General features: G+C 44.7%; 18 protein-coding genes, 4 tRNA genes and 1 pseudogene. 6 read left to right on the top strand and 17 right to left on the bottom strand.

The features are described from left to right. Window positions 1-42: 42 nt before the first annotated feature. Entirely contained in the window at window positions 43-1,428 is a 1,386-nt protein-coding gene (gene rocR / locus ACZ07B_RS17250; RefSeq protein ID WP_003244510.1) for an arginine utilization regulatory protein RocR, read from the top strand. On the opposite strand, the gene ACZ07B_RS17255 is transcribed toward rocR, so the two are convergent. Both ACZ07B_RS17255 and ACZ07B_RS17260 read right to left on the bottom strand, forming a co-directional pair. Next, a complete protein-coding gene (locus tag ACZ07B_RS17255) occupies window positions 1,410-2,876 on the bottom strand; it encodes a sensor histidine kinase (protein ID WP_131228295.1) in 1,467 nt (488 codons plus the stop codon). The two genes, rocR and ACZ07B_RS17255, sit on opposite strands and share 19 nt — an antisense overlap. After that, complete coding sequence (locus tag ACZ07B_RS17260; protein ID WP_024573086.1) at window positions 2,873-3,556, bottom strand: response regulator transcription factor; 684 nt, start codon at window positions 3,554-3,556, stop codon at window positions 2,873-2,875. Before ACZ07B_RS17260 ends, ACZ07B_RS17255 begins: the two co-directional genes overlap by 4 nt. Window positions 3,557-3,767: 211 nt before the next feature. Here ACZ07B_RS17260 and ACZ07B_RS17265 point away from each other — a divergent pair, with 211 nt between their 5' ends. Continuing rightward, a complete protein-coding gene (locus tag ACZ07B_RS17265; protein ID WP_464877479.1) occupies window positions 3,768-4,667 on the top strand; it encodes a PepSY domain-containing protein in 900 nt (299 codons plus the stop codon). A 160-nt stretch (window positions 4,668-4,827) separates the two neighbouring features. After that, window positions 4,828-5,328: a PepSY domain-containing protein gene (locus ACZ07B_RS17270; RefSeq protein ID WP_153255555.1), complete on the top strand. Its 501-nt coding sequence runs from the start codon at window positions 4,828-4,830 to the stop codon at window positions 5,326-5,328. On the opposite strand, the pseudogene ACZ07B_RS17275 reads toward ACZ07B_RS17270, so the two are convergent. From ACZ07B_RS17275 to dnaB, 14 genes and pseudogenes are all read right to left on the bottom strand, one after another. Further along, window positions 5,325-5,451 (bottom strand): annotated as a pseudogene (locus tag ACZ07B_RS17275) (hypothetical protein). The gene ACZ07B_RS17270 and the pseudogene ACZ07B_RS17275 overlap by 4 nt on opposite strands. A gap of 20 nt (window positions 5,452-5,471) precedes the next feature. Then, window positions 5,472-6,674, bottom strand: coding sequence for a serine protease HtrC (gene htrC, locus ACZ07B_RS17280; RefSeq protein ID WP_015250812.1), 1,203 nt, complete (start codon window positions 6,672-6,674; stop codon window positions 5,472-5,474). A gap of 81 nt (window positions 6,675-6,755) precedes the next feature. Further along, the gene (locus tag ACZ07B_RS17285; RefSeq protein ID WP_003226939.1) at window positions 6,756-7,550 is read right to left on the bottom strand and encodes an MBL fold metallo-hydrolase; all 795 of its coding nucleotides are present in this window, start codon (window positions 7,548-7,550) and stop codon (window positions 6,756-6,758) included. Window positions 7,551-7,571: 21 nt separating this feature from the next. Further along, a complete protein-coding gene (gene walI / locus ACZ07B_RS17290; RefSeq protein WP_003244037.1) occupies window positions 7,572-8,414 on the bottom strand; it encodes a WalRK two-component regulatory system regulator WalI in 843 nt (280 codons plus the stop codon). Further along, window positions 8,401-9,768, bottom strand: coding sequence for a WalRK two-component regulatory system regulator WalH (gene walH, locus ACZ07B_RS17295; protein ID WP_003226936.1), 1,368 nt, complete (start codon window positions 9,766-9,768; stop codon window positions 8,401-8,403). Before walH ends, walI begins: the two co-directional genes overlap by 14 nt. Continuing rightward, entirely contained in the window at window positions 9,758-11,593 is a 1,836-nt protein-coding gene (walK, locus tag ACZ07B_RS17300; protein WP_009968432.1) for a cell wall metabolism sensor histidine kinase WalK, read from the bottom strand. Before walK ends, walH begins: the two co-directional genes overlap by 11 nt. A 7-nt stretch (window positions 11,594-11,600) precedes the next feature. After that, complete coding sequence (gene walR, locus ACZ07B_RS17305) at window positions 11,601-12,308, bottom strand: cell wall metabolism DNA-binding response regulator WalR (protein WP_003244363.1); 708 nt, start codon at window positions 12,306-12,308, stop codon at window positions 11,601-11,603. Between the two features lie 383 nt (window positions 12,309-12,691). After that, window positions 12,692-12,764: transfer RNA gene (locus ACZ07B_RS17310), tRNA-Phe, on the bottom strand. A 35-nt stretch (window positions 12,765-12,799) separates the two neighbouring features. Further along, a tRNA-Asp gene (locus tag ACZ07B_RS17315) sits at window positions 12,800-12,876 on the bottom strand. Window positions 12,877-12,957: 81 nt separating this feature from the next. Further along, window positions 12,958-13,029, bottom strand: a tRNA-Glu gene (locus ACZ07B_RS17320). 9 nt (window positions 13,030-13,038) lie between these two features. Further along, window positions 13,039-13,114, bottom strand: a tRNA-Lys gene (locus tag ACZ07B_RS17325). Between the two features lie 224 nt (window positions 13,115-13,338). Then, window positions 13,339-14,631, bottom strand: coding sequence for an adenylosuccinate synthase (purA, locus tag ACZ07B_RS17330; RefSeq protein ID WP_003226929.1), 1,293 nt, complete (start codon window positions 14,629-14,631; stop codon window positions 13,339-13,341). Between the two features lie 205 nt (window positions 14,632-14,836). Further along, window positions 14,837-15,256, bottom strand: coding sequence for a VOC family protein (locus ACZ07B_RS17335; RefSeq protein WP_024572954.1), 420 nt, complete (start codon window positions 15,254-15,256; stop codon window positions 14,837-14,839). Window positions 15,257-15,376: 120 nt separating this feature from the next. Then, window positions 15,377-16,741 (bottom strand): replicative DNA helicase, encoded by a 1,365-nt coding sequence (gene dnaB / locus ACZ07B_RS17340; RefSeq protein WP_003226923.1) that lies wholly within the window; start codon window positions 16,739-16,741, stop codon window positions 15,377-15,379. A 169-nt stretch (window positions 16,742-16,910) separates the two neighbouring features. On the opposite strand from dnaB, the gene ACZ07B_RS17345 reads away from it, so the two are divergent. Continuing rightward, entirely contained in the window at window positions 16,911-17,111 is a 201-nt protein-coding gene (locus ACZ07B_RS17345; RefSeq protein ID WP_003226922.1) for a DUF2188 domain-containing protein, read from the top strand. Between the two features lie 47 nt (window positions 17,112-17,158). On the opposite strand, the gene ACZ07B_RS17350 is transcribed toward ACZ07B_RS17345, so the two are convergent. After that, entirely contained in the window at window positions 17,159-17,362 is a 204-nt protein-coding gene (locus ACZ07B_RS17350; RefSeq protein WP_003244312.1) for a hypothetical protein, read from the bottom strand. A 120-nt stretch (window positions 17,363-17,482) separates the two neighbouring features. On the opposite strand from ACZ07B_RS17350, the gene ACZ07B_RS17355 reads away from it, so the two are divergent. Together ACZ07B_RS17355 and ACZ07B_RS17360 are read left to right on the top strand one after the other, a co-directional pair. Continuing rightward, the gene (locus ACZ07B_RS17355; protein WP_003242786.1) at window positions 17,483-17,623 is read left to right on the top strand and encodes a YycC family protein; all 141 of its coding nucleotides are present in this window, start codon (window positions 17,483-17,485) and stop codon (window positions 17,621-17,623) included. Window positions 17,624-17,695: 72 nt separating this feature from the next. After that, window positions 17,696-18,904, top strand: coding sequence for a CynX/NimT family MFS transporter (locus ACZ07B_RS17360; RefSeq protein ID WP_024572082.1), 1,209 nt, complete (start codon window positions 17,696-17,698; stop codon window positions 18,902-18,904). The last annotated feature ends 26 nt before the right edge of the window (window positions 18,905-18,930 follow it).

Consider the following 18,930-nt stretch of genomic DNA (forward strand, 5'->3'; position numbering starts at 1 on the left):
ATAGAAGCAATATTAAGAAAATAATCGAGGGAGGTTTATACAGTGGTCAAAGACAGCGAATTCCTCACATTGGTTTTTCAGAGTATTTTAGATGAAATCGATGTTGGCCTGCACGTGGTAGACGAGCATGGAAACACAATCGTTTATAACAATAAAATGATGCAGATTGAAGATATGGAGAAGCATGACGTCTTGAATAAAAACCTGATGGATGTGTTTATGTTTTCAAAGCAGCAGGACAGCACACTGGTACAGGCTCTTCAGGAAGGCAAGACGATTAAAAACGTCAAACAGAGCTATTTCAATAATAAAGGCCAGGAAATTACGACGATCAATCATACATATCCCATCGTCCAAGACGGCAAAATCAGGGGCGCCGTTGAAATTGCCAAGGATGTGACAAAGCTTGAACGGCTGATCAGGGAGAATATGAACAAAAAAGGCAGCACAACCTATACGTTTGACAGTATTCTCGGCACCAGTCCGGCCATTCAAGACGTCATCGAAAACGCCAAGCGGGCAACCCGTACGTCATCATCTGTCCTTCTCGCAGGCGAAACCGGCACGGGAAAAGAACTGTTCGCGCAAAGTATCCATAATGGAAGCGATCGTTCTGGCGGCCCGTTTATTTCGCAAAACTGTGCGGCACTGCCAGACAGCCTTGTGGAAAGCATTTTGTTTGGGACGAAAAAAGGCGCGTTTACCGGCGCTGTCGACCAGCCCGGCCTGTTTGAACAAGCCCACGGCGGCACGCTGCTGTTAGATGAAATCAACTCGCTGAATCTCAGCCTTCAGGCGAAGCTGCTGCGCGCCCTTCAAGAACGGAAAATCAGGCGCATCGGTTCGACAAAGGATACACCGATTGACGTACGTATTATTGCCACGATGAATGAAGACCCAATTGATGCAATTGCAGGCGAACGAATGCGGAAGGACTTGTATTACAGGCTGAGTGTCGTCACACTGATCATCCCGCCGCTTCGGGAACGAAAAGAAGACATTTTGCTTCTCGCGTCGGAGTTCATCCAGAAAAACAACCATCTGTTCCAAATGAATGTTGAACACATCAGCGATGACGTGAAGCAATTTTTCCTTTCTTATGACTGGCCGGGAAATATTCGCGAGCTTGAGCATATGATCGAAGGCGCAATGAATTTCATGACGGACGAGCAAACGATTACGGCTTCCCATCTGCCCTATCAATACCGAATGAAAATCAAGCCGGCTGACATCCCAGAGCCTGAAACACCAAGACACCAGCCGGCCGCGGACTTAAAAGAAAAAATGGAAAGCTTCGAAAAATATGTGATAGAGAACGTGTTAAGAAAACACGGCCATAACATCTCGAAAGCTGCTCAGGAGCTTGGCATCAGCAGACAAAGCCTCCAATATCGGCTGAAGAAATTTTCTCACTCGTCTAACGAATAATCCGGAGCAGGAAGCCTGATCAGAAAAACAGTGCCTCTGCCGATTTCACTTTTCACTTCAATCGTCCCATTGTGATTGTCGATAATCGATTTCGTTATGGCAAGGCCTAATCCCGAACCTCCATATTTCCGGGAGCGGGATGGGTCTGCCCTGTAAAACCGGTCAAATAAATGCGGCAAATGTTCCGGCGCGATGCCTGTGCCATTGTCTGCTATCATCAGCATCACGCCGGAACTGCCTTTTTGCAGAGAAATGGTGATGGCACCGGTTCTCTCATTTGTATACTGCACCGCGTTATAAACCAAATTCAGAATGACCTGTTTCATCTTATCCCGGTCAAACACCGCTTTAGCGTCATCCTCAAGCAGCAGCTGCAGCCTTCTTTCTTTCGCAAGCAGACTGAGCTGCGGCTCCATCTCCCTTATGAGCGCATCGAGATTTCCTCTCTTCATTTCAAAGCTCGGCACCCGATCAATTTTTGCTAAAAACAACAGATCCTCAATCAGCCGAGTGGCTCTCTTCGACTCTTCATACATACTATTCAGCGCCCTATCTCTCTGCTCCGGCTGAAGCGCGGCGCCACGCAGCAGCACTTCGATAAAGCCGTGTATGGACGTTAAAGGCGTTCTCAATTCATGTGAAGCGTCTGATACAAATTGCCGGATGCGCTCCTTCGCTTCTTTTTCTGCTTTAAATGACGTTTCAATCCGCTCCAGCATGCGATTAAACGAAATAGCGAGCGTGTCGATTTCCATTTGTTTTCGATATACAGGAAGCCTTTTATTCAAATTTCCTGCATTGATTTCTCCCATCATATGTACCATTTGTGATAACGGTTTAAGCGTATGTCTGACCACAGGCAAGAACGTGAAAAGCCCGAGCAGGAGCGCAACCAGCGAGAGCGTGGAATAAATGCTGATTTGCCGGAGCAGTACGTCCTTCAGTGGTTCTGTTAAAGTACTCATTTGGATCACGCCTGCTTCTTTTCCATCAATAGTAATAGCCTGAAACACAATCAGCACTTCCTCGCCGGATTCATTTTTCGTGATTTTGTAATGCAAGGCCATCGTATCTTTTAATGCCTCATCATATACACTTTTTTTCACTGTTGGCGGTGCTCCCGCATATGGATCGGTCGACAATACCGTACTGTCTTTTGTTTTCTTATCGATAAAAACAATGGTCACGCCCGGATAGATAAAGGCGGGACGGACAGCACCATCTGACTTTTCCGAGCTGTCGGGATGGCTTTTGTATGTTTTAATATTATTCCAGATGGTTGGCTCCGTTGAGTTGATATAACTTTGAATGCTGACAGCTCGGTTTTCATATAAGAGGCGTTTTCCAAACACATATTGCATAGCGCCGACAAACACCAATAGAAGAACGAGAATGCATAATGAACGGAATAAAAGCTGAAAGCGCAGTGTTTTGAATCGTTTTTTCATTCAATATCCACCCGATAGCCCGCACCCCGAACCGTTCGGATCACTTCATGCTTTTTGTCATTCAATTTTTCCCGCAAGGAACGAATGTACACTTCAACAATATTCTCTTCTCCGTAAAAATCATACCCCCATACTTTATCCAGAATCCTTGCTTTACTGAGCACAAGGCCGTGATTCAGCACCAAAAACTTTAAAAGCTCGTATTCTGTTGCTGAAAGCTTGAGCACCTCTTCCTGATAGCGGATTTCTCTGCGCCGATCATCAATTCGAAACGGACCGAGCGCGAATTCTTCAAACAGGTTGGGAAAGTGATCCCGAATTCTCGCATAGATTCGCGCCAGCAGCTCTTCAAAGCTGAAGGGTTTGATCATATAATCATCAGCGCCCTCTGTCAGCGCTTTTACCCGAACCCCCACCTCATCCTTGGCCGTAAGCATAATAACGGCGGTATGGCCGGTTTTTTTCATCATCCTCGATACTTCCAGTCCATCCATTCCGGGCATCATCACATCCAAGATGGCCACATGCGGCTGAAATGTCTTTACGGTGTTCATCGCTGTCATTCCGTCAGCTGCTGTCTTCACTTCAAAGCCTTCATTTTCAAGACCCATTGTCAAAAAATCTAATATCGCCGGTTCATCGTCCACGAGCAAAATCTTGATGCCTTTCATCCTATTCATGCTGTGCTCTCTCCTTAGTTGGCATAAACCTCTGATTAGTTTTTTCCCTTCCCCTCCTATTATTCGTTTTTAACTGAAAACAAACTGAATCTTCCCTAAAAATCAGCTGAATTCAGCAAGTTTTCAGCCAGCCCTCATTTGATTTTCAGCTTCGGCCTATACAATTGCCTTAGTTGGTACAGCCAACAATGAAATAAAGGAGGAATCTCACATGAATATCACTAAAGTTTTATCAGGAGCTGCACTGGGAACGATTATTTCAATCAGTTCTTTCACTTCTGCTCACGCCGCTGTCATTCAAAAGGATGATACATCAACGAAGGTTGAGACGAAGCAACAGGCTTCCATCACAATAGCAAAGGCAAAACAGGTTGCTTTGAACAAATGCAAAGGTACTGTTCAAACGGCCCAAATGAAGAAAGTGAATGGCACATACGTATATGTTGTGAAAGTTCTCGGTGAGGACGGCAAACAGCATACGATGAACGTCAACTGCAACAACGGCAAAGTTGTGAAACATGATGTTCAAAAGAAACAAAGCTATATCAGCAAAACAAAAGCCCAATCGATCGCTTTGAAAAACTGCAAAGGTGCGGTTCAATCTTCTGAGCTGAAGCAAGAAAACGGTGTTTACGCTTACGTCGTGAAAGTAATGGGTGAAGACGGAAGCCTTCACACGCTCCATATCAATGGAGAAAACGGCAAAGTCGCAAAACACGAGCAAAAGAAACAAGCACATCTTTCTAAAACAAAAGCGCATCAAATCGCACTCAACAAATGCAAAGGCGCAGTTCAATCTTCTGAACTGAAGAAAGAAAACGGCGCATACATCTACGTTGTCAAAGTGCTTGGCGAAGATGGAAAAACTCATAAAATTCATGTCAACTGTGCCAGCGGTAAAATCGTAAAACAAGAAGTGCAAAAGAAAAACGCAGCCGTTACAAAAACAAAAGCACATCAAATTGCACTAAATAAATGTAAAGGCACAGTGAAATCTACTGATTTGAAGAAAGAGAACGGCACATTCGTTTACGTGTTTAAAATCACTGCCCAAAACCACACTGAACATACAGTGAAAGTGAACGCTGAAAACGGAAGCATTTGCAAATAAAATAACTGCTTGCCAGCAGTAAAATAACTGAAATTCAACGTATAACACCAGTCTTGTTTTAACACAAAGTTCTAAGTTCATGTCTACCTTTTTCTAAATACTCTTTTAAACTGAACGTGTGTGACCCGCGTTCAGTTCTTTTTCTAAGGAGGACCTACAAATGAATATGAAAATATGTTCTGCAGCTGCTTTAGGCGCGGTCATTTCAATCAGTTCTTTATCATCCGCACACGCGGCTGTTCTGCATAAAGAAGACACTGCTAAAGTTCAAACCCAACAGCAGGCTTCTATTACGCTCTCTAAAGCAAAAACTGTCGCTATAAAGAACTGCAAAGGCGCAGTTCAATCAGCACAAATGAAGAAAGCAGATGGCGTTTATGTCTATGTCATTAAAGTGCTTGGTGAGGATGGCAAAATTCACACCTTTAACATTAACCGCAACAGCGGAAAAATCGTCAAGCATCACGTTGAACATAAACAAGCCGCGATCACAAAAGCAAAAGCACAAAGCATTGCGTTGAACAAATGCAAAGGCACCGTCACATCTTCTGCATTGAAGAAAGAAAATGGCACCTATGTGTACATCATCACCATCACAGCCAGCAACCACACGGTACAAACCATTAAAGTCCATGCAGAGAACGGAAGTATTTGCAGCTAACTGCTATTTGCTGTTTCACGTGTAACATCCATCTTGTATTTTTCTTCATATTCGATATATCCTTTTCAACTGAACGGGCGTGACCCCCGTTCAGTTTTTTTGCATATCAAAACAGCCTGGCAAACGATGCCAGACTGTTTTGATTAACTTCCTAATTGGTCTGCGGACGACAGCTTGATGTCAACAGATTTTTCTTTTCCGCCGCGGTAAAACTTCACCTTCACCCGGTCACCGACTTTTTTCTGATAAAGCCGTTTTCGCAGGTCAACAATATCATTTACTTTGTATCCGTCAAATTCCGTGATGACATCGAGTTCCTTCAGTCCCGCTTTTCCGGCAGGTGAAAAGGCGTCTACACCCATCACAACCGCTCCATTGGTGACGTTCTTAGGAAGCTTTAATGTTTCATCCCAATGATAGCTTGCGATGTCGCTTAGGGATTTCATCTCAATGCCAAGGAACGGGCGTTTGACCTTTCCGTATCTCTCTAAATCCTCTATCACAGGGATCACGAGCTTAGACGGAATGGACAGGCCAATCCCTTCAACCGCTGACTCGGCAATTTTCATTGAATTGATGCCAATGACCTTCCCATCCATATTTAACAAAGCGCCGCCGCTGTTCCCAGGGTTAATGGCCGCATCTGTTTGCAGGACTTCTGCGTTCCAGTCAGGCTGTCCATCACCGTTTGAATCTACTGGGATCGCCCTCTCCGTACCCGAGATGACGCCTTGTGTGACAGAGCCAGCAAACTCAAGGCCTAACGGGTTCCCGATCGCAATAACCGGCTCCCCAGACTTCACTTTATCTGAATTTCCGAAATCGGCGACTGCTTTAATTTTATCGCTTTTCACCCGTAAAACGGCCAGATCCATCAGCTGGTCGCTGCCGACAAGATCAGCTGATACACGCGATCCGTCTTTCAAGCTGATTTCAATTTGGGAAGCGCCTTCGATGACATGATGGTTGGTCACGACATAAGCGGAATGGTCATTTTTCTTATAGATGACGCCAGAGCCGCTCCCAGCCTCGCCGCTCTCTCCCCGTATATCTGATTTTTGGATGTTCACAACACCGACAACGGCGGGCGACACATTGCTGACAATCTTGGTGACCGTATTGTTGACACTGACATTCACCGTCCTGATTGATTCCCGGCCGTTATTGTTCTGCTGCTGATCTAAAGCGCCCGTATCTAGCCCTTCATTTGAAAGGTACGGCATGATAAACGCCATTAATACGGCACCGACAATCACACCAATCAGGCTTGAAAGAAAATATCCTTTTTTGCTTCTCTTTGGCTGTTCAGGAGTAGTATGTTCTTCCTCACGTTCGTAATCCACCATATTCCATCCTTTCCAAGAACGTTAATATGGTTATATTGTGGGTTAGAAGCTCCTAGAATAGTCATGATTTACATAGAAAAATTATACAGCGCAAAGCGGAGTGGCCTTCTTCGGATCAGTGTCGTATAAGTCAAATGTCTCACCCGTCACAAATCCTTTAGAAGCCAATGTCTGCTGCACAGACATTCTTGCCAGCTCCTTCATGTTGTTGTCCTGGCTCAAATGCGCCAGGTAAATACGAGACGTCTCATCGCCAATGACATCCGTCATCGCCAAGGCAGCATCTTCATTTGAAACGTGCCCGACGTCACTTAAAATCCGCCGCTTAATGCTCCATGGGTATCTTCCCATTTGCAGCATACCGACATCGTGATTGCTTTCAAACACAAACACATTCGCTGAACGGATAATGCCTTTCATTCGGTCGCTGACATATCCCGTATCTGTCATTAACGCGAGCTTTCGGCCGTTATAATGGAACACATAAAACATCGGTTCCGCCGCATCGTGGGAGACGCCAAACGATTCAACATCAAGTCCGCCGAACGACTTTACCGTCTCCATCGGAAATACAAACTTTTGATCGGTGTCAATTTTGCCGATTTGATTCTCCATCGCTTTCCAAGTCTTCTCGTTCGCATAGATCGGAAGCTTGTACTTTCTGGCGACGACACCAAGGCCCTTAATATGGTCACTATGCTCATGCGTCACAAAAATGCCGTCTACATCATCCAGCTTACGCCCGATCTGCGCCATCAGCCCATCCATGGCTTTCCCGCTCAAACCGGCGTCCACTAAAAATGCGTGATCCTCTGTTTCGAGGTAAAACGCATTTCCCGTACTCCCGCTCGCAAGTACGCTAAATTGCAAGCTCATGTTTGTCTCACTCCATTATTTTCATTGATCTGTATCTAAAATCGTACTCTCCAAAGCATTCACAGTAAAATACTCTTGTACTGTCTTTTTCTCACCGTTCACTTTTTTCTCGTACTCGACCGTAATTCTCCATACCGGCGCCAGCACCTGCGTACTTGTCAGCGGATATTGTGCTACATAGCCGAATTTACAGCTCTTCACAGTGCTGTATTCTTTTAATTGATTTTGATAGTACAATAGCTCAACCGCATCCATTTCAGTAATTAAGCTTTCTTTCTGGATTTGCTTGAAGGTCTCAAGCGTAGTCTGGTCGTATGACACAACCTCGTTTTTACCGTTTAAGTGCAGCACCACTTGCCCGATCATATTAGAGGGGTTGTCGGTCTTTTGGTAAATATAATGGCCTTCGTACGTTTGGAAGAAAATAATTTCTTTCTTCGATTTATCAACCTTCCAAAGCTTATATTTTTCGCCATCTTGAATTTTCGAAGAAACAAGTGCCTGAGCATCGTCCTCGATATCCTTCTTTGATAGGGCGATTGGATTTGCAAACTTCATTTTCAGGCTCGTTACTTTATGATCATCACTAGGCATGTCCATCAAAGGCTTTTGATCCTTCAGCGCCTCAATTTCCTCCTTGGAGAAAGACTTTTGATTTGCCGTGATCCGATAGCCTTCTGTCGCTTCCTTATTCAAGCCTTCATACGTAATATGATCGGCCTTCATGTCATGCTCGACATCATTTTTAATGACTTCATATTCTTTGCCGGTAGCCTGCCATTTTTGAAAAAACTGATAGCCTAAGAAAATATCTAAAATGAGGAAGGCAACGATGAAGATTGATTTTGTCTTATTCCACTCCACTGTTAGCCCCCTCCTTCCTCAATAAGTCCTTTGTAATCGGCACAATTTTTCCATTTACTTTCATCGCCCAAACCGGTTCCAGTTCAACGAGAGGATCATCGTTGGTTGATGTTGATACCAATTGATAAGCAAGGAAGATCTGATCAATTTTGTCCGTATCATAAGCGGTTTGTTTCGAAAGCAGCATCTTCACTTCGCTGCCGCTCATGAGCTCTGTTTCACTTGTTTTAATCGGATTCGTTCCGAGACTGTAATTCGGCCGCTTATAGCTGAGAATATCATCATTCGCCCATTGCACCGTAATCGCCGATGTCGCTCCGAAAGGTTTGGCGGTGCTGTTAATGACCGGGATCTGATCCATAAAGATATAGAAGCTCAGCTGCTGGCTGTCATTGATATTGAAAAATTGATAGTGATCCGTCCAGCTTCCGGTATCCTCAAGGTATTTTTGGCTCTTTTTGATTAACTCACCTGTTTGATAGGATGTGCTCTGCACCAAATTGCGCTGCTGGAATTGCACCTGTCGCTGGCTTAGATTCACATCTAAACGGCTGATCCCATCTGTCAGCACATTTCTGTTGTTGTAATTCGAATCTTCTCTTACAATGCTCGGATCACTAAACAAAGCCTGCTTAAAGGTATTTGTTTTAATCGATTCTGTGACAAATTCTTTTTTGTCCATCGTAAGCGGTTTGTTCGGCAGCAAGAACTCTTTCTTTGAGCCAATGGAGAACAAACTGAACGCCGGCATATTTGATTGCCTGTTTTTCAAGTCGTTCATAATGTTCCGGTAGTTTGCCGACTCAACCGTCACTTCAAGAATGAGCTGCTTGCTGTATGACACCAAATAGATTTTCTTGTTCGCTTTTGTTTCATTGAACGGGATCAGAATATGATCAAACGAACTGTATTCAAACGACTGATTAGACCACTTAAACAGCGTTTGGAAAATATCAATCGGAATCGTATCGCTGAATTGCAAGTCAAGCTTGGCTTCAGAACCGCCTATTCCATAAAACCAACTTTTGAATCCAGCCTTGTCATACTGATCCGAAATATCTTTAATTCCTTTCACATCCCAATGCGGCAAGTCAGACCAAATTTCTTCATAGAGGGCATTGTCATCCACTTTGTAATGAGCGCCGTCATCATGGATAAACATGTCCCTTGGCCTTACCGTTTCAGACAGCTTTTGGGTGGTTTTTTCGATTTTATGTTTCACACGAACAGTAGACTCTGTTGAGGATGAGCCTTCAGAAAAGTTTGGCTGGAACGTCCATATCCCCCATGTAAAAACAAGACTGATGACGACGAGTACCGTAAGTAATATCGTTTTTATATTTTCACGCTTCATCCCAATCATCCTCTTGTTCCTCTTTATATGGAAGAGTAAATGTAATCGTCGTGCCTTTTCCTTCTATGCTGTCCGCCCAAATATCTCCGCCGTGCGCCTGTACCATTTCCTTGGCAATCGCCAATCCCAGACCGGTGCCGCCAAGCTTTCTCGTTCTCGCTTTATCCACCCTATAGAAGCGGTCAAAGACTTTTTCGACATCTTTTTTCGGAATGCCGATCCCTTCATCCTTCACGCTGATATAGAGAAGTTCTTCCTCTTCATTGACATCAATCGAGAACGTGACATGTCCGCCTTCCGGTGAATATTTTAAAGCGTTAGAAATAATATTATCGAGCACCTGCGTTATTTTATCCTGGTCAATCTCGACATACAGATCTCTGTCCGGCAGATTGCGGATAAACTCCACATGCTGCTCTTTTGTCATTTCAAAACGGTCAATAATAAGTGACATAAACCGGACAATCTGAATCCATTCCCGGTTAAATTGATAATCTTTACTGTCAAATTTCGACAGCTGAAGCAGATCATTGACAAGCCGGATCATACGCTCTGTTTCATTTTGCGTCACCATTAAGAAGCGCGGAGCAATGTCTTTATTTTCCCACGCGCCTTCAGCTAACGCTTCTAAATAGCTGCGCATTGTCGTAAGCGGCGTCCGCAGCTCATGTGATACATTCGCAACGAATTCTCTGCGTTCCTGATCCATTTTCTCTTGTTCGGTTACATCGTAAATGACAGCGATTAAACCATCAATTTTGCCATGTTCCCTTTGAATCACAGAGAAATTCACGCGAAGCACCGTTAATTCATCATCGCGCTCAATTTCAAGCAGCATAGAATCCTGCTGCTCCACTAAATCTTCAAAAGTATAATTCTCTTGAAGCCCGAGCAAACTCGTAATCGGCATTTCTAAGGCTGTTTCACGTGAAACGTTCAACAGCTCCAGCGCCGGGCTGTTTAAGAGAATAATCGCTCCGTTTCGGTTTGTGGCGATTACGCCGTCTGTCATATAGGCAATGACAGAGGCTAGCTTTCTGCGTTCTCCTTCAGTCATCGCCTGGGCATCTTCAAGCTCTCTCGTTAAGTGGTTAAACGTTGTGGCCAGCTGCCCAATTTCATCATGCCCGTACTTTTTAACCTTCCTCGAGAAATTCCCTTTCGCAAGCTCCATCGCCTGCTTTCGCATATCTGAAAGCGGGTGGGTAATGGTTCTTGCCAGAAAAATACCGAGAAGAGCCGTCAAAACAAGTGCCAAACCTGTGCCGGACGCCAGTATCGTGTTGATCGTCTTCATTTGATTAAAGACATCTTCCATACTCGCGACAACATAGATCGCGCCCACAACCTCTTGGTTTTCAGTCATGACGGGCTTCGCGGAAATAAGAACTCTGATTTTGCTTTTCGGGTCATAATATTTTCTTAAATACGACTGTTTGGTAGAAAAAATTCTTTTGAAAATCAGATCGGTCGTTTGTTTCCCAGCCACTTCCTCACCGTACGGCTTTGAAGAACCGACCACTTCATAGCTTTTATCTACAAAGCTAATTTCCCGAACCTCATCACTTTTCGTGAAGTCATTCAAAATACGGCTGACGTCATCCTTTATGACGGTACTGTCGTTATCGCTCTTATATTCTTGTTCGATATAATAAGAAAGGTTGTCGATTCGCTGATTCAGCGATTGTTCATAAGAGCTGATCAGCGACTTCTCTACCTGATTGACAAAATACACACCAATGATTTGCATGGCAATGATAATCAAAAGCACATAAATCAAGGTAATCTTAAATTGGATCGACCGAAAAAAACCAACCTTATTCATATGGGCATTAGTCCTGTTCTGGGTTTCTCAAGTAATAACCTACACCGCGGCGTGTGACGATCCAATTTGGATGGCTCGGGTTGTCCTCGATTTTTTCACGAAGCCGGCGGACTGTTACGTCAACCGTTCTGACATCGCCGAAGTAATCATAGCCCCAAACGGTTTGAAGCAAATGTTCACGGGTCATCACTTGTCCGATATGTTTTGCTAAATAATGAAGCAATTCGAACTCACGATGAGTCAATTCGATTGTTTCGTCTCGTTTTGATACAACGTACGCGTCAGGGAAGATGACGAGAGAGCCGATATGAATCTCGTTAGAGGAAGGCTCTTCCTCCGCAGGCGCTGTTGTCAGCTGGCGGCGCAGGTTCGCTTTTACACGCGCCAAGAGCTCGCGTGTGCTGAATGGTTTTGTGACATAATCATCAGCACCGATTTCAAGCCCGATAACCTTGTCAATTTCTGAATCCTTAGCCGTCAGCATAATGATTGGCATATCGTATTTCTTTCTGACTTCACGGCATACTTCAACGCCGTCTTTATTCGGGAGCATAATATCTAAAAGAATTAAATCAGGCTGAAGCTCTTCTACCATTTCAACGGCTTCGTTTCCGTCGTGGGCACAGTGCACTTCATAGCCTTCTTTTCTTAAGTTAAATTCCAATATATCTGCAATCGGTTTTTCATCATCTACTACAAGGATCTTTTTATCCATCATTTTGATTTTCCTCCTGCCGAATGACTTCATTTCATCTATATAACATTCGTTTCATCACTTATGGCCCATGTAAAGAATGGGTCCTTGTCTATTATAACGGTTTAAGGTCAAAAGATAAAAAAAATAAAGGTTTAGAAAAAAAACACATGTTTCACCTTTATCGCCAGTTGTTTATCTATTGTCATGCTGGTCAACTTTTTTTAAAAAAGATAACTTTATTGAAACCTCCCCTCACCGGAGTGCGTCTTTATCAATGACGTCTTCTTCTTTGAACCGGCCGCAGGGCCGGTTCTCCCTTTTTCTTCTATTATAACACTCCTCATGTTTGCCTTTTTCCTAAAAGAAAAAACGCACCTACGATTGCAGATGCGTTTGGTAAGTGGCTCGGGACGGAATCGAACCGCCGACACACGGATTTTCAGTCCGTTGCTCTACCAACTGAGCTACCGAGCCAAATGTTTTATTTTTCTCTACTAAGTAAAGTAAAATGGCGGTCCGGACGGGACTCGAACCCGCGACCTCCTGCGTGACAGGCAGGCATTCTAACCAACTGAACTACCGGACCTTACAGTAATTGCCCGGAGAGCTGTCGTGTCAGCTCTCACAGACAAATAAGGAATTTAGCAATAACGCTAAAGTAAATCAATGACCCGTACGGGATTCGAACCCGTGTTACCGCCGTGAAAGGGCGGTGTCTTAACCGCTTGACCAACGGGCCTTCACGAAATGGTGAGCCATGAAGGACTCGAACCTTCGACCCTCTGATTAAAAGTCAGATGCTCTACCAACTGAGCTAATGGCTCTTAAAGATGTCGGAATTTCTATAGAGCAAACGACTTAAATCTAGTTCTCATCTTGTACTCTATTGAAGCAGTTTCCGTAACAACGAGATTTATAATATCACGAACAAATAGAAGTGGCAATAACTTTTTTGGTTTTTTTTCATATTTTTTTCTCAGACCAACTTATATGCGGCTTTCAAACAAAAAACAAGCCCCTGATATAGGGGCTTGCAGACATATTCTATTTAGTTCGCACGGTACACACTGCGAAGGACATTTGTTTGTGAGCGGTCTGGACCGACAGAGAAAATAGAAAGCGGAATGCCTGTCAGCTGAGACACACGCTCAAGATAATGGCGCGCATTTTCCGGAAGCTCGCTCAAGCTCTTCGCACCTGTAATATCCTCAGTCCAGCCTGGCATTTCTTCATATACCGGCTCACATTCAGCAAGTGCCTTAAGACTTGCTGGGAATTCTTCAATGATTTCGCCTTTGTAGCGGTATGCCACACAGATTTTCAACGTTTCAATTCCTGTTAGGACGTCAATTGAGTTCAGAGAAAGATCTGTAATTCCGCTCACACGGCGGGCGTGGCGGACAACAACGCTGTCAAACCAGCCGACACGGCGCGGGCGGCCTGTTGTTGTTCCATATTCGCGTCCGACTTCACGGATTTGATCGCCGATTTCATCTTTCAGCTCAGTCGGGAAAGGACCGTCGCCGACACGAGTCGTATATGCTTTTGATACACCGACAACGTGCTTGATTTTGGTCGGGCCGACACCAGAACCGATCGTGACACCGCCGGCAACCGGGTTAGATGACGTAACAAACGGGTATGTTCCTTGGTCGATATCGAGCATAACCCCTTGTGCGCCTTCAAATAATACACGGCGCCCTTCATCAAGAGCATCGTTTAAGACAACAGATGTATCGCAAACATATTTTTTAATCTGCTGGCCGTACTCATAATATTCGTCTAAGATATCCTCAAGTTTAAACCCTTCTGTCTCGTACATTTTCTCGAGAAGACGGTTTTTTTCTTCAAGATTGCGCTCAAGCTTTTCCGCAAACGCGTCACGGTCTAACAGATCCGCGATGCGAATTCCGATTCGGGCTGCTTTATCCATGTAAGCAGGGCCGATTCCTTTTTTCGTTGTGCCGATCTTGTTAGCCCCTTTACGCTCTTCTTCCACTTCATCCAATTTCAAATGATACGGCAGAATGACGTGAGCTCTGTTGCTGATTCTCAGGTTATCTGTACTGACGTTGCGCTCATGAAGATACGCAAGCTCTGTGACTAATGCTTTCGGATCTACAACCATTCCGTTTCCGATTACACACGTTTTATCCTTATAGAAAATTCCAGACGGGATTAAGTGAAGCTTATATGTGATTCCGTCAAACTTGATTGTATGCCCTGCGTTATTTCCGCCTTGATAACGGGCGATCACTTCTGCATTTTCTGATAGGAAATCTGTAATTTTACCTTTTCCTTCATCGCCCCATTGCGTACCTACTACAACTACTGAAGACATGTCCGTGCACCTCCGTTAACCTTTCAAAACGATTCTATTCAAACAAATCAAGTTTATCAGTGAAGAAACAGAAAGTCAATTGTAAATCCGAACATTAAATTATTGTAAATCTATATTCGTTCGCTTCCATTCGTTTTATAAGCGTTTTCTCACTGTTTTGTCATAAAAAGCTTGCGGAACTTTCATCCTTTAGCACAAGAAAGAATCACTTGCCTGATATCCCTTTTGAATTCATAAAAACGACCCGCCAGCCGTCCGGGTCCTCTATCGTCACTCCCCCATTGCTCCAGTACGGGTTCTCTGATTCGACCTCTTGATAGCCCATGTGCTTTAGCTTTGAAGTGATCGCTGCCAGTTCATCTGCATTCGGCACATAAAAAACAAGAAGGCTGTCGGGATGGGGAACGGGGGCAGTGCTTCCACCTTCATACTGGGTGAATTCCAAATGATAATCGGCATGAGGAAGGCCGAACATGACACCGTCATACCCGTTATGCTGTGAAAATTCTCCTATTCGTTTCAAACACAGTCCCTCTTCGTAAAAACGAATAATCTCATCAAGCTGGCCCGTAGGACGCGCAATTCGGATTTGTGCTGCGTGAAAAGACGAAAAACGTTTTCCCATATTGTTACCATCTCCTTTTTGCACCATTTTATTAAAACGCTTTCAAATTTTCATCCGCTGAGCGAACGGTATTTCTTCCATCTTTCGAATGAAAAAAACCCCAAGAGCAGCTCTTGGGGCTTATGCGCCGGGCGGAACGCCTGCGTCATCAAAACGCCGTTCCAGGTTGACGAATTTGTTGTATTCTTTTACGAACGCAAGAGACACGGTTCCTACCGGGCCGTTACGCTGTTTGGCGATAATAATTTCGATAATATTTTTATTCTCGGTTTCTTTGTCATAGTAGTCATCACGATAAAGGAACGCGACAATATCCGCGTCCTGCTCGATACTTCCTGATTCCCGGATATCAGACATCATCGGACGTTTATCCTGACGCTGCTCAACACCCCTGGAAAGCTGAGAAAGCGCGATAACAGGGACTTGCAGCTCCCTCGCAATCGACTTCAGTTCACGGGAAATTTCAGATACTTCCTGCTGACGGTTGTCCTTTGAACGACCGCTTCCCTGAATCAATTGCAGGTAATCGATCAAAATCATGCCCAGCCCGCTTTCCTGCTTCAAGCGGCGGCACTTGGCGCGGATTTCACTCACTCGAATACCCGGTGTATCGTCGATGTAAATCCCGCTGTTCGATAGGCTTCCCATTGCCATCGTCAGCTTGCCCCAATCCTCTTCGGTCAGGTTACCTGTACGGAGATTCTGGGCATTGATATTTCCCTCGGCACAGAGCATACGCATAACGAGCTGCTCTGCACCCATCTCAAGACTGAAAATTGCTACGCTCTCATCGGTCTTTGTCGCCACGTTTTGTGCGATGTTCAGGGCAAAGGCTGTTTTCCCTACTGAAGGACGGGCAGCCACAATGATCAAGTCGTTGCGCTGGAAACCCGCAGTCATCCGGTCAAGCTCCGTAAACCCTGTTGGAATCCCCGTGATATCACCTTTTCGATTGTGAAGCTGTTCGATATTATCATAGGTCTGGACAAGGACGTCCTTAATATTTTGGAAGGCACTCGTGTTTTTGCGCTGTGCCACTTCCATAATCGTTTTTTCCGCTTCACTTAGTAAATCCTCGACCTCATCCTCACGGGTATACCCGTCTTGAGCAATCGTTGTCGCAGTTCTGATTAATCGGCGAAGAATCGATTTTTCCTCAACGATTTTCGCGTAATATTCTATGTTAGCCGCTGTCGGCACCGAGTTAGCAATATCTGTCAAATATGAAATGCCGCCTACTTCTTCCAGCAGGTCTGTGTTCGCAAGCTCTGATGTTACTGTCACCAGATCAACCGGTTCACCTCGGTCACCGAGCACCAGCATCGCATTATAGATTTTTTGGTGGGACATTCTATAGAAATCATCTGGAATCAATACTTCTGAAGCCAGTGTTAAAGCAGACGGCTGTAAAAAAATAGCGCCTAACACGGCTTGTTCGGCTTCTATATTTTGCGGAGGAAGCCGGTCATTCAGAAGGTCTGTCATGCTAAGCACCGTCCTCTCATTAAAAAATCTCCAACCTCCATTCTACCATTTCTACAGAAAAAAAATAGAAAAATTGTCTGTTTCCTGTTTTTTTCAGTTAGCAGATTGGATCGTTTCGGACAGTAACAAGGCGGGAAAAATGCAATAAAACATGAGGGAGGAATGAAAGATGATAAAGAAATATGCGATTACACCTAATGTTGATGCGGACGGCTGGTTTATTGAGGTGGAGAATGTAGCGCCGACAGCTTTGTATACGTCTAAAGACGCCGCTATTGAAAAAGCCAAACAGGTGGCTAAGGAAAACAGTCCGTCTAAGCTTGTAATTTATGACCAGTTTAAAAATGTGGAAGAAGAACACTCATTTTAATGAATAAAAGCCTTCGCTGCAGCGAGGGTTTTTTAGCGGTTATCGGTTTATTTCATCCATTGGATGCCTATGTGCATCATCAAATCTGCCGCTTTTTGATACAGATCCCACTCCCCGATCGAAGCAAATTTCCCCATCAGCTCCTGAAGCTTTAGCCTCATTGCTATATATTCTTCGAAAGTGACAGCTTTTTCAGTGTCTATTTGGTGTTCCTTCAGCATTTGTTTTAATAAGGATAACGGTGCGTGCATAAGAACCCTCCTTACCTCTTTTATAACGGTCATTTTCCGATTGCTCTATTCCTTTGTGACATCTTCTTACATTTCACATCTGATTCTTGTACAATGGACAGAAGAGAGGAGGGATCTTTTGTGAGACCTTTGCAAATTTCTGCTGAAACTGCACAAAAGCTTGCAGAGTCCTTGAATCTGCCGCTTGAACAGATCATGCATATGCCTCAGCATATTCTGCTTGCCAAAATGGCTGAACTGCAAAAAGAGGACAAATCATAGCGTTCATTCACATACTTGCTTACCTGTTTCGGGATAATATCATGTATATGTTAGAAAAGAGGAGTAACTGCTTTGCCACATCCACATAATAAAAAAATCCAATCATTTTGGCTGATCACCGGCATTATCTTTATCGCCTTTAACTTACGGCCCGCGATCACTTCAGTCGGTCCGGTCATCAGCTCTATCCGGGCAGAGCTGCACATGTCCAATGGGGCAGCCGGTTTTTTGACCGCACTGCCGCTGCTTTCGTTTGCAGTTCTTTCTCCGCTTGCACCTAAGCTTGGACAGCGCCTCGGAAATGAGCGAACTTTATGGCTAGGTCTCGTGATACTGCTGATCGGTGTTTTGACTCGTTCTACCGGCTATACTGCCGCTTTGTTTTTCGGAACGGCACTTATCGGCGTCGGGATTGCGATTGGTAACGTACTTTTGCCAAGCTTAATCAAACATAAATACCCTGAAAAGCCAGGTATCATGATCAGCCTGTATACGACATCAATGAATATATTCGCAGCTTTAGCATCGGGTGTCAGCGTTCCTTTAGCGACCCAGATGGATGGCGGATGGAAACAGGCCTTTCTCTTATGGGGCGGGCTGGCTTTACTTGCATTGCTAATCTGGATACCTCAGCTGCGCCATCGAGATACGGCAAACCAGACAATGAAGCTGCAATCCAGCTCCATTTGGGCTTCCAAAATGGCATGGTATGTCACCATCTTTATGGGCCTGCAATCGTTTTTATTTTACAGCAGCATCGCTTGGTTTCCTGAAATTCTCCGTTCACACGGGATTGATACGGCAACAGCCGGATGGATGGTATCACTCATGCAATTTGCGAGTCTGCCTTCCACTTTTCTGACACCAGTTTTAGCTGACCGTGTGAAACAGCAGCGCGGTATCGTTGCGGCGCTGGCCTCAGTTTATCTGATCGGCCTTTGCGGATTATTAGCGGGCGGAAGCCATACATTGCTTGCCATCTGGATGATCATTATCGGTATCGGACAAGGCTCCAGCATTAGTCTGGCGCTCACTTTGATTGGTCTCCGCAGTGAAAATGCCCAACAGGCCGCTGCGCTGTCAGGCATGTCTCAGTCATTCGGCTACCTGCTGGCAGCAGTCGGGCCAATCTTTGTCGGCTATCTCTTTGACCAGACGCATTCTTGGACGATGCCGATTGTGCTTCTCATTGCTGCCCTGATCGTAATGGGAGCAGCCGGACAGGGAGCCGGACGAGATCGATACATTTTCCAGTCAGAAAAACAAAGAAATTCAGCATAAAGCGGGGAAGATATCTCCGCTTTTTT

It is taken from the genome of Bacillus sp. 9.4 (assembly GCF_055486415.1).

Coding starts and splice junctions, on each gene's coding strand:
- ACZ07B_RS17255 (WP_131228295.1), bottom strand. CDS start 2,876: ATGAAAAAACGATTCAAAACACTGCGCTTTCAGCTTTTATTCCGTTCA.
- purA (WP_003226929.1), bottom strand. CDS start 14,631: ATGTCTTCAGTAGTTGTAGTAGGTACGCAATGGGGCGATGAAGGAAAA.
- walK (WP_009968432.1), bottom strand. CDS start 11,593: ATGAATAAGGTTGGTTTTTTTCGGTCGATCCAATTTAAGATTACCTTG.
- ACZ07B_RS17345 (WP_003226922.1), top strand. CDS start 16,911: ATGATAAAGAAATATGCGATTACACCTAATGTTGATGCGGACGGCTGG.
- htrC (WP_015250812.1), bottom strand. CDS start 6,674: ATGGTGGATTACGAACGTGAGGAAGAACATACTACTCCTGAACAGCCA.
- ACZ07B_RS17285 (WP_003226939.1), bottom strand. CDS start 7,550: ATGAGCTTGCAATTTAGCGTACTTGCGAGCGGGAGTACGGGAAATGCG.
- walR (WP_003244363.1), bottom strand. CDS start 12,308: ATGGATAAAAAGATCCTTGTAGTAGATGATGAAAAACCGATTGCAGAT.
- dnaB (WP_003226923.1), bottom strand. CDS start 16,741: ATGACAGACCTTCTGAATGACCGGCTTCCTCCGCAAAATATAGAAGCC.
- ACZ07B_RS17270 (WP_153255555.1), top strand. CDS start 4,828: ATGAATATGAAAATATGTTCTGCAGCTGCTTTAGGCGCGGTCATTTCA.
- ACZ07B_RS17350 (WP_003244312.1), bottom strand. CDS start 17,362: ATGCACGCACCGTTATCCTTATTAAAACAAATGCTGAAGGAACACCAA.
- ACZ07B_RS17265 (WP_464877479.1), top strand. CDS start 3,768: ATGAATATCACTAAAGTTTTATCAGGAGCTGCACTGGGAACGATTATT.
- ACZ07B_RS17335 (WP_024572954.1), bottom strand. CDS start 15,256: ATGGGAAAACGTTTTTCGTCTTTTCACGCAGCACAAATCCGAATTGCG.
- ACZ07B_RS17260 (WP_024573086.1), bottom strand. CDS start 3,556: ATGAATAGGATGAAAGGCATCAAGATTTTGCTCGTGGACGATGAACCG.
- walH (WP_003226936.1), bottom strand. CDS start 9,768: ATGAAGCGTGAAAATATAAAAACGATATTACTTACGGTACTCGTCGTC.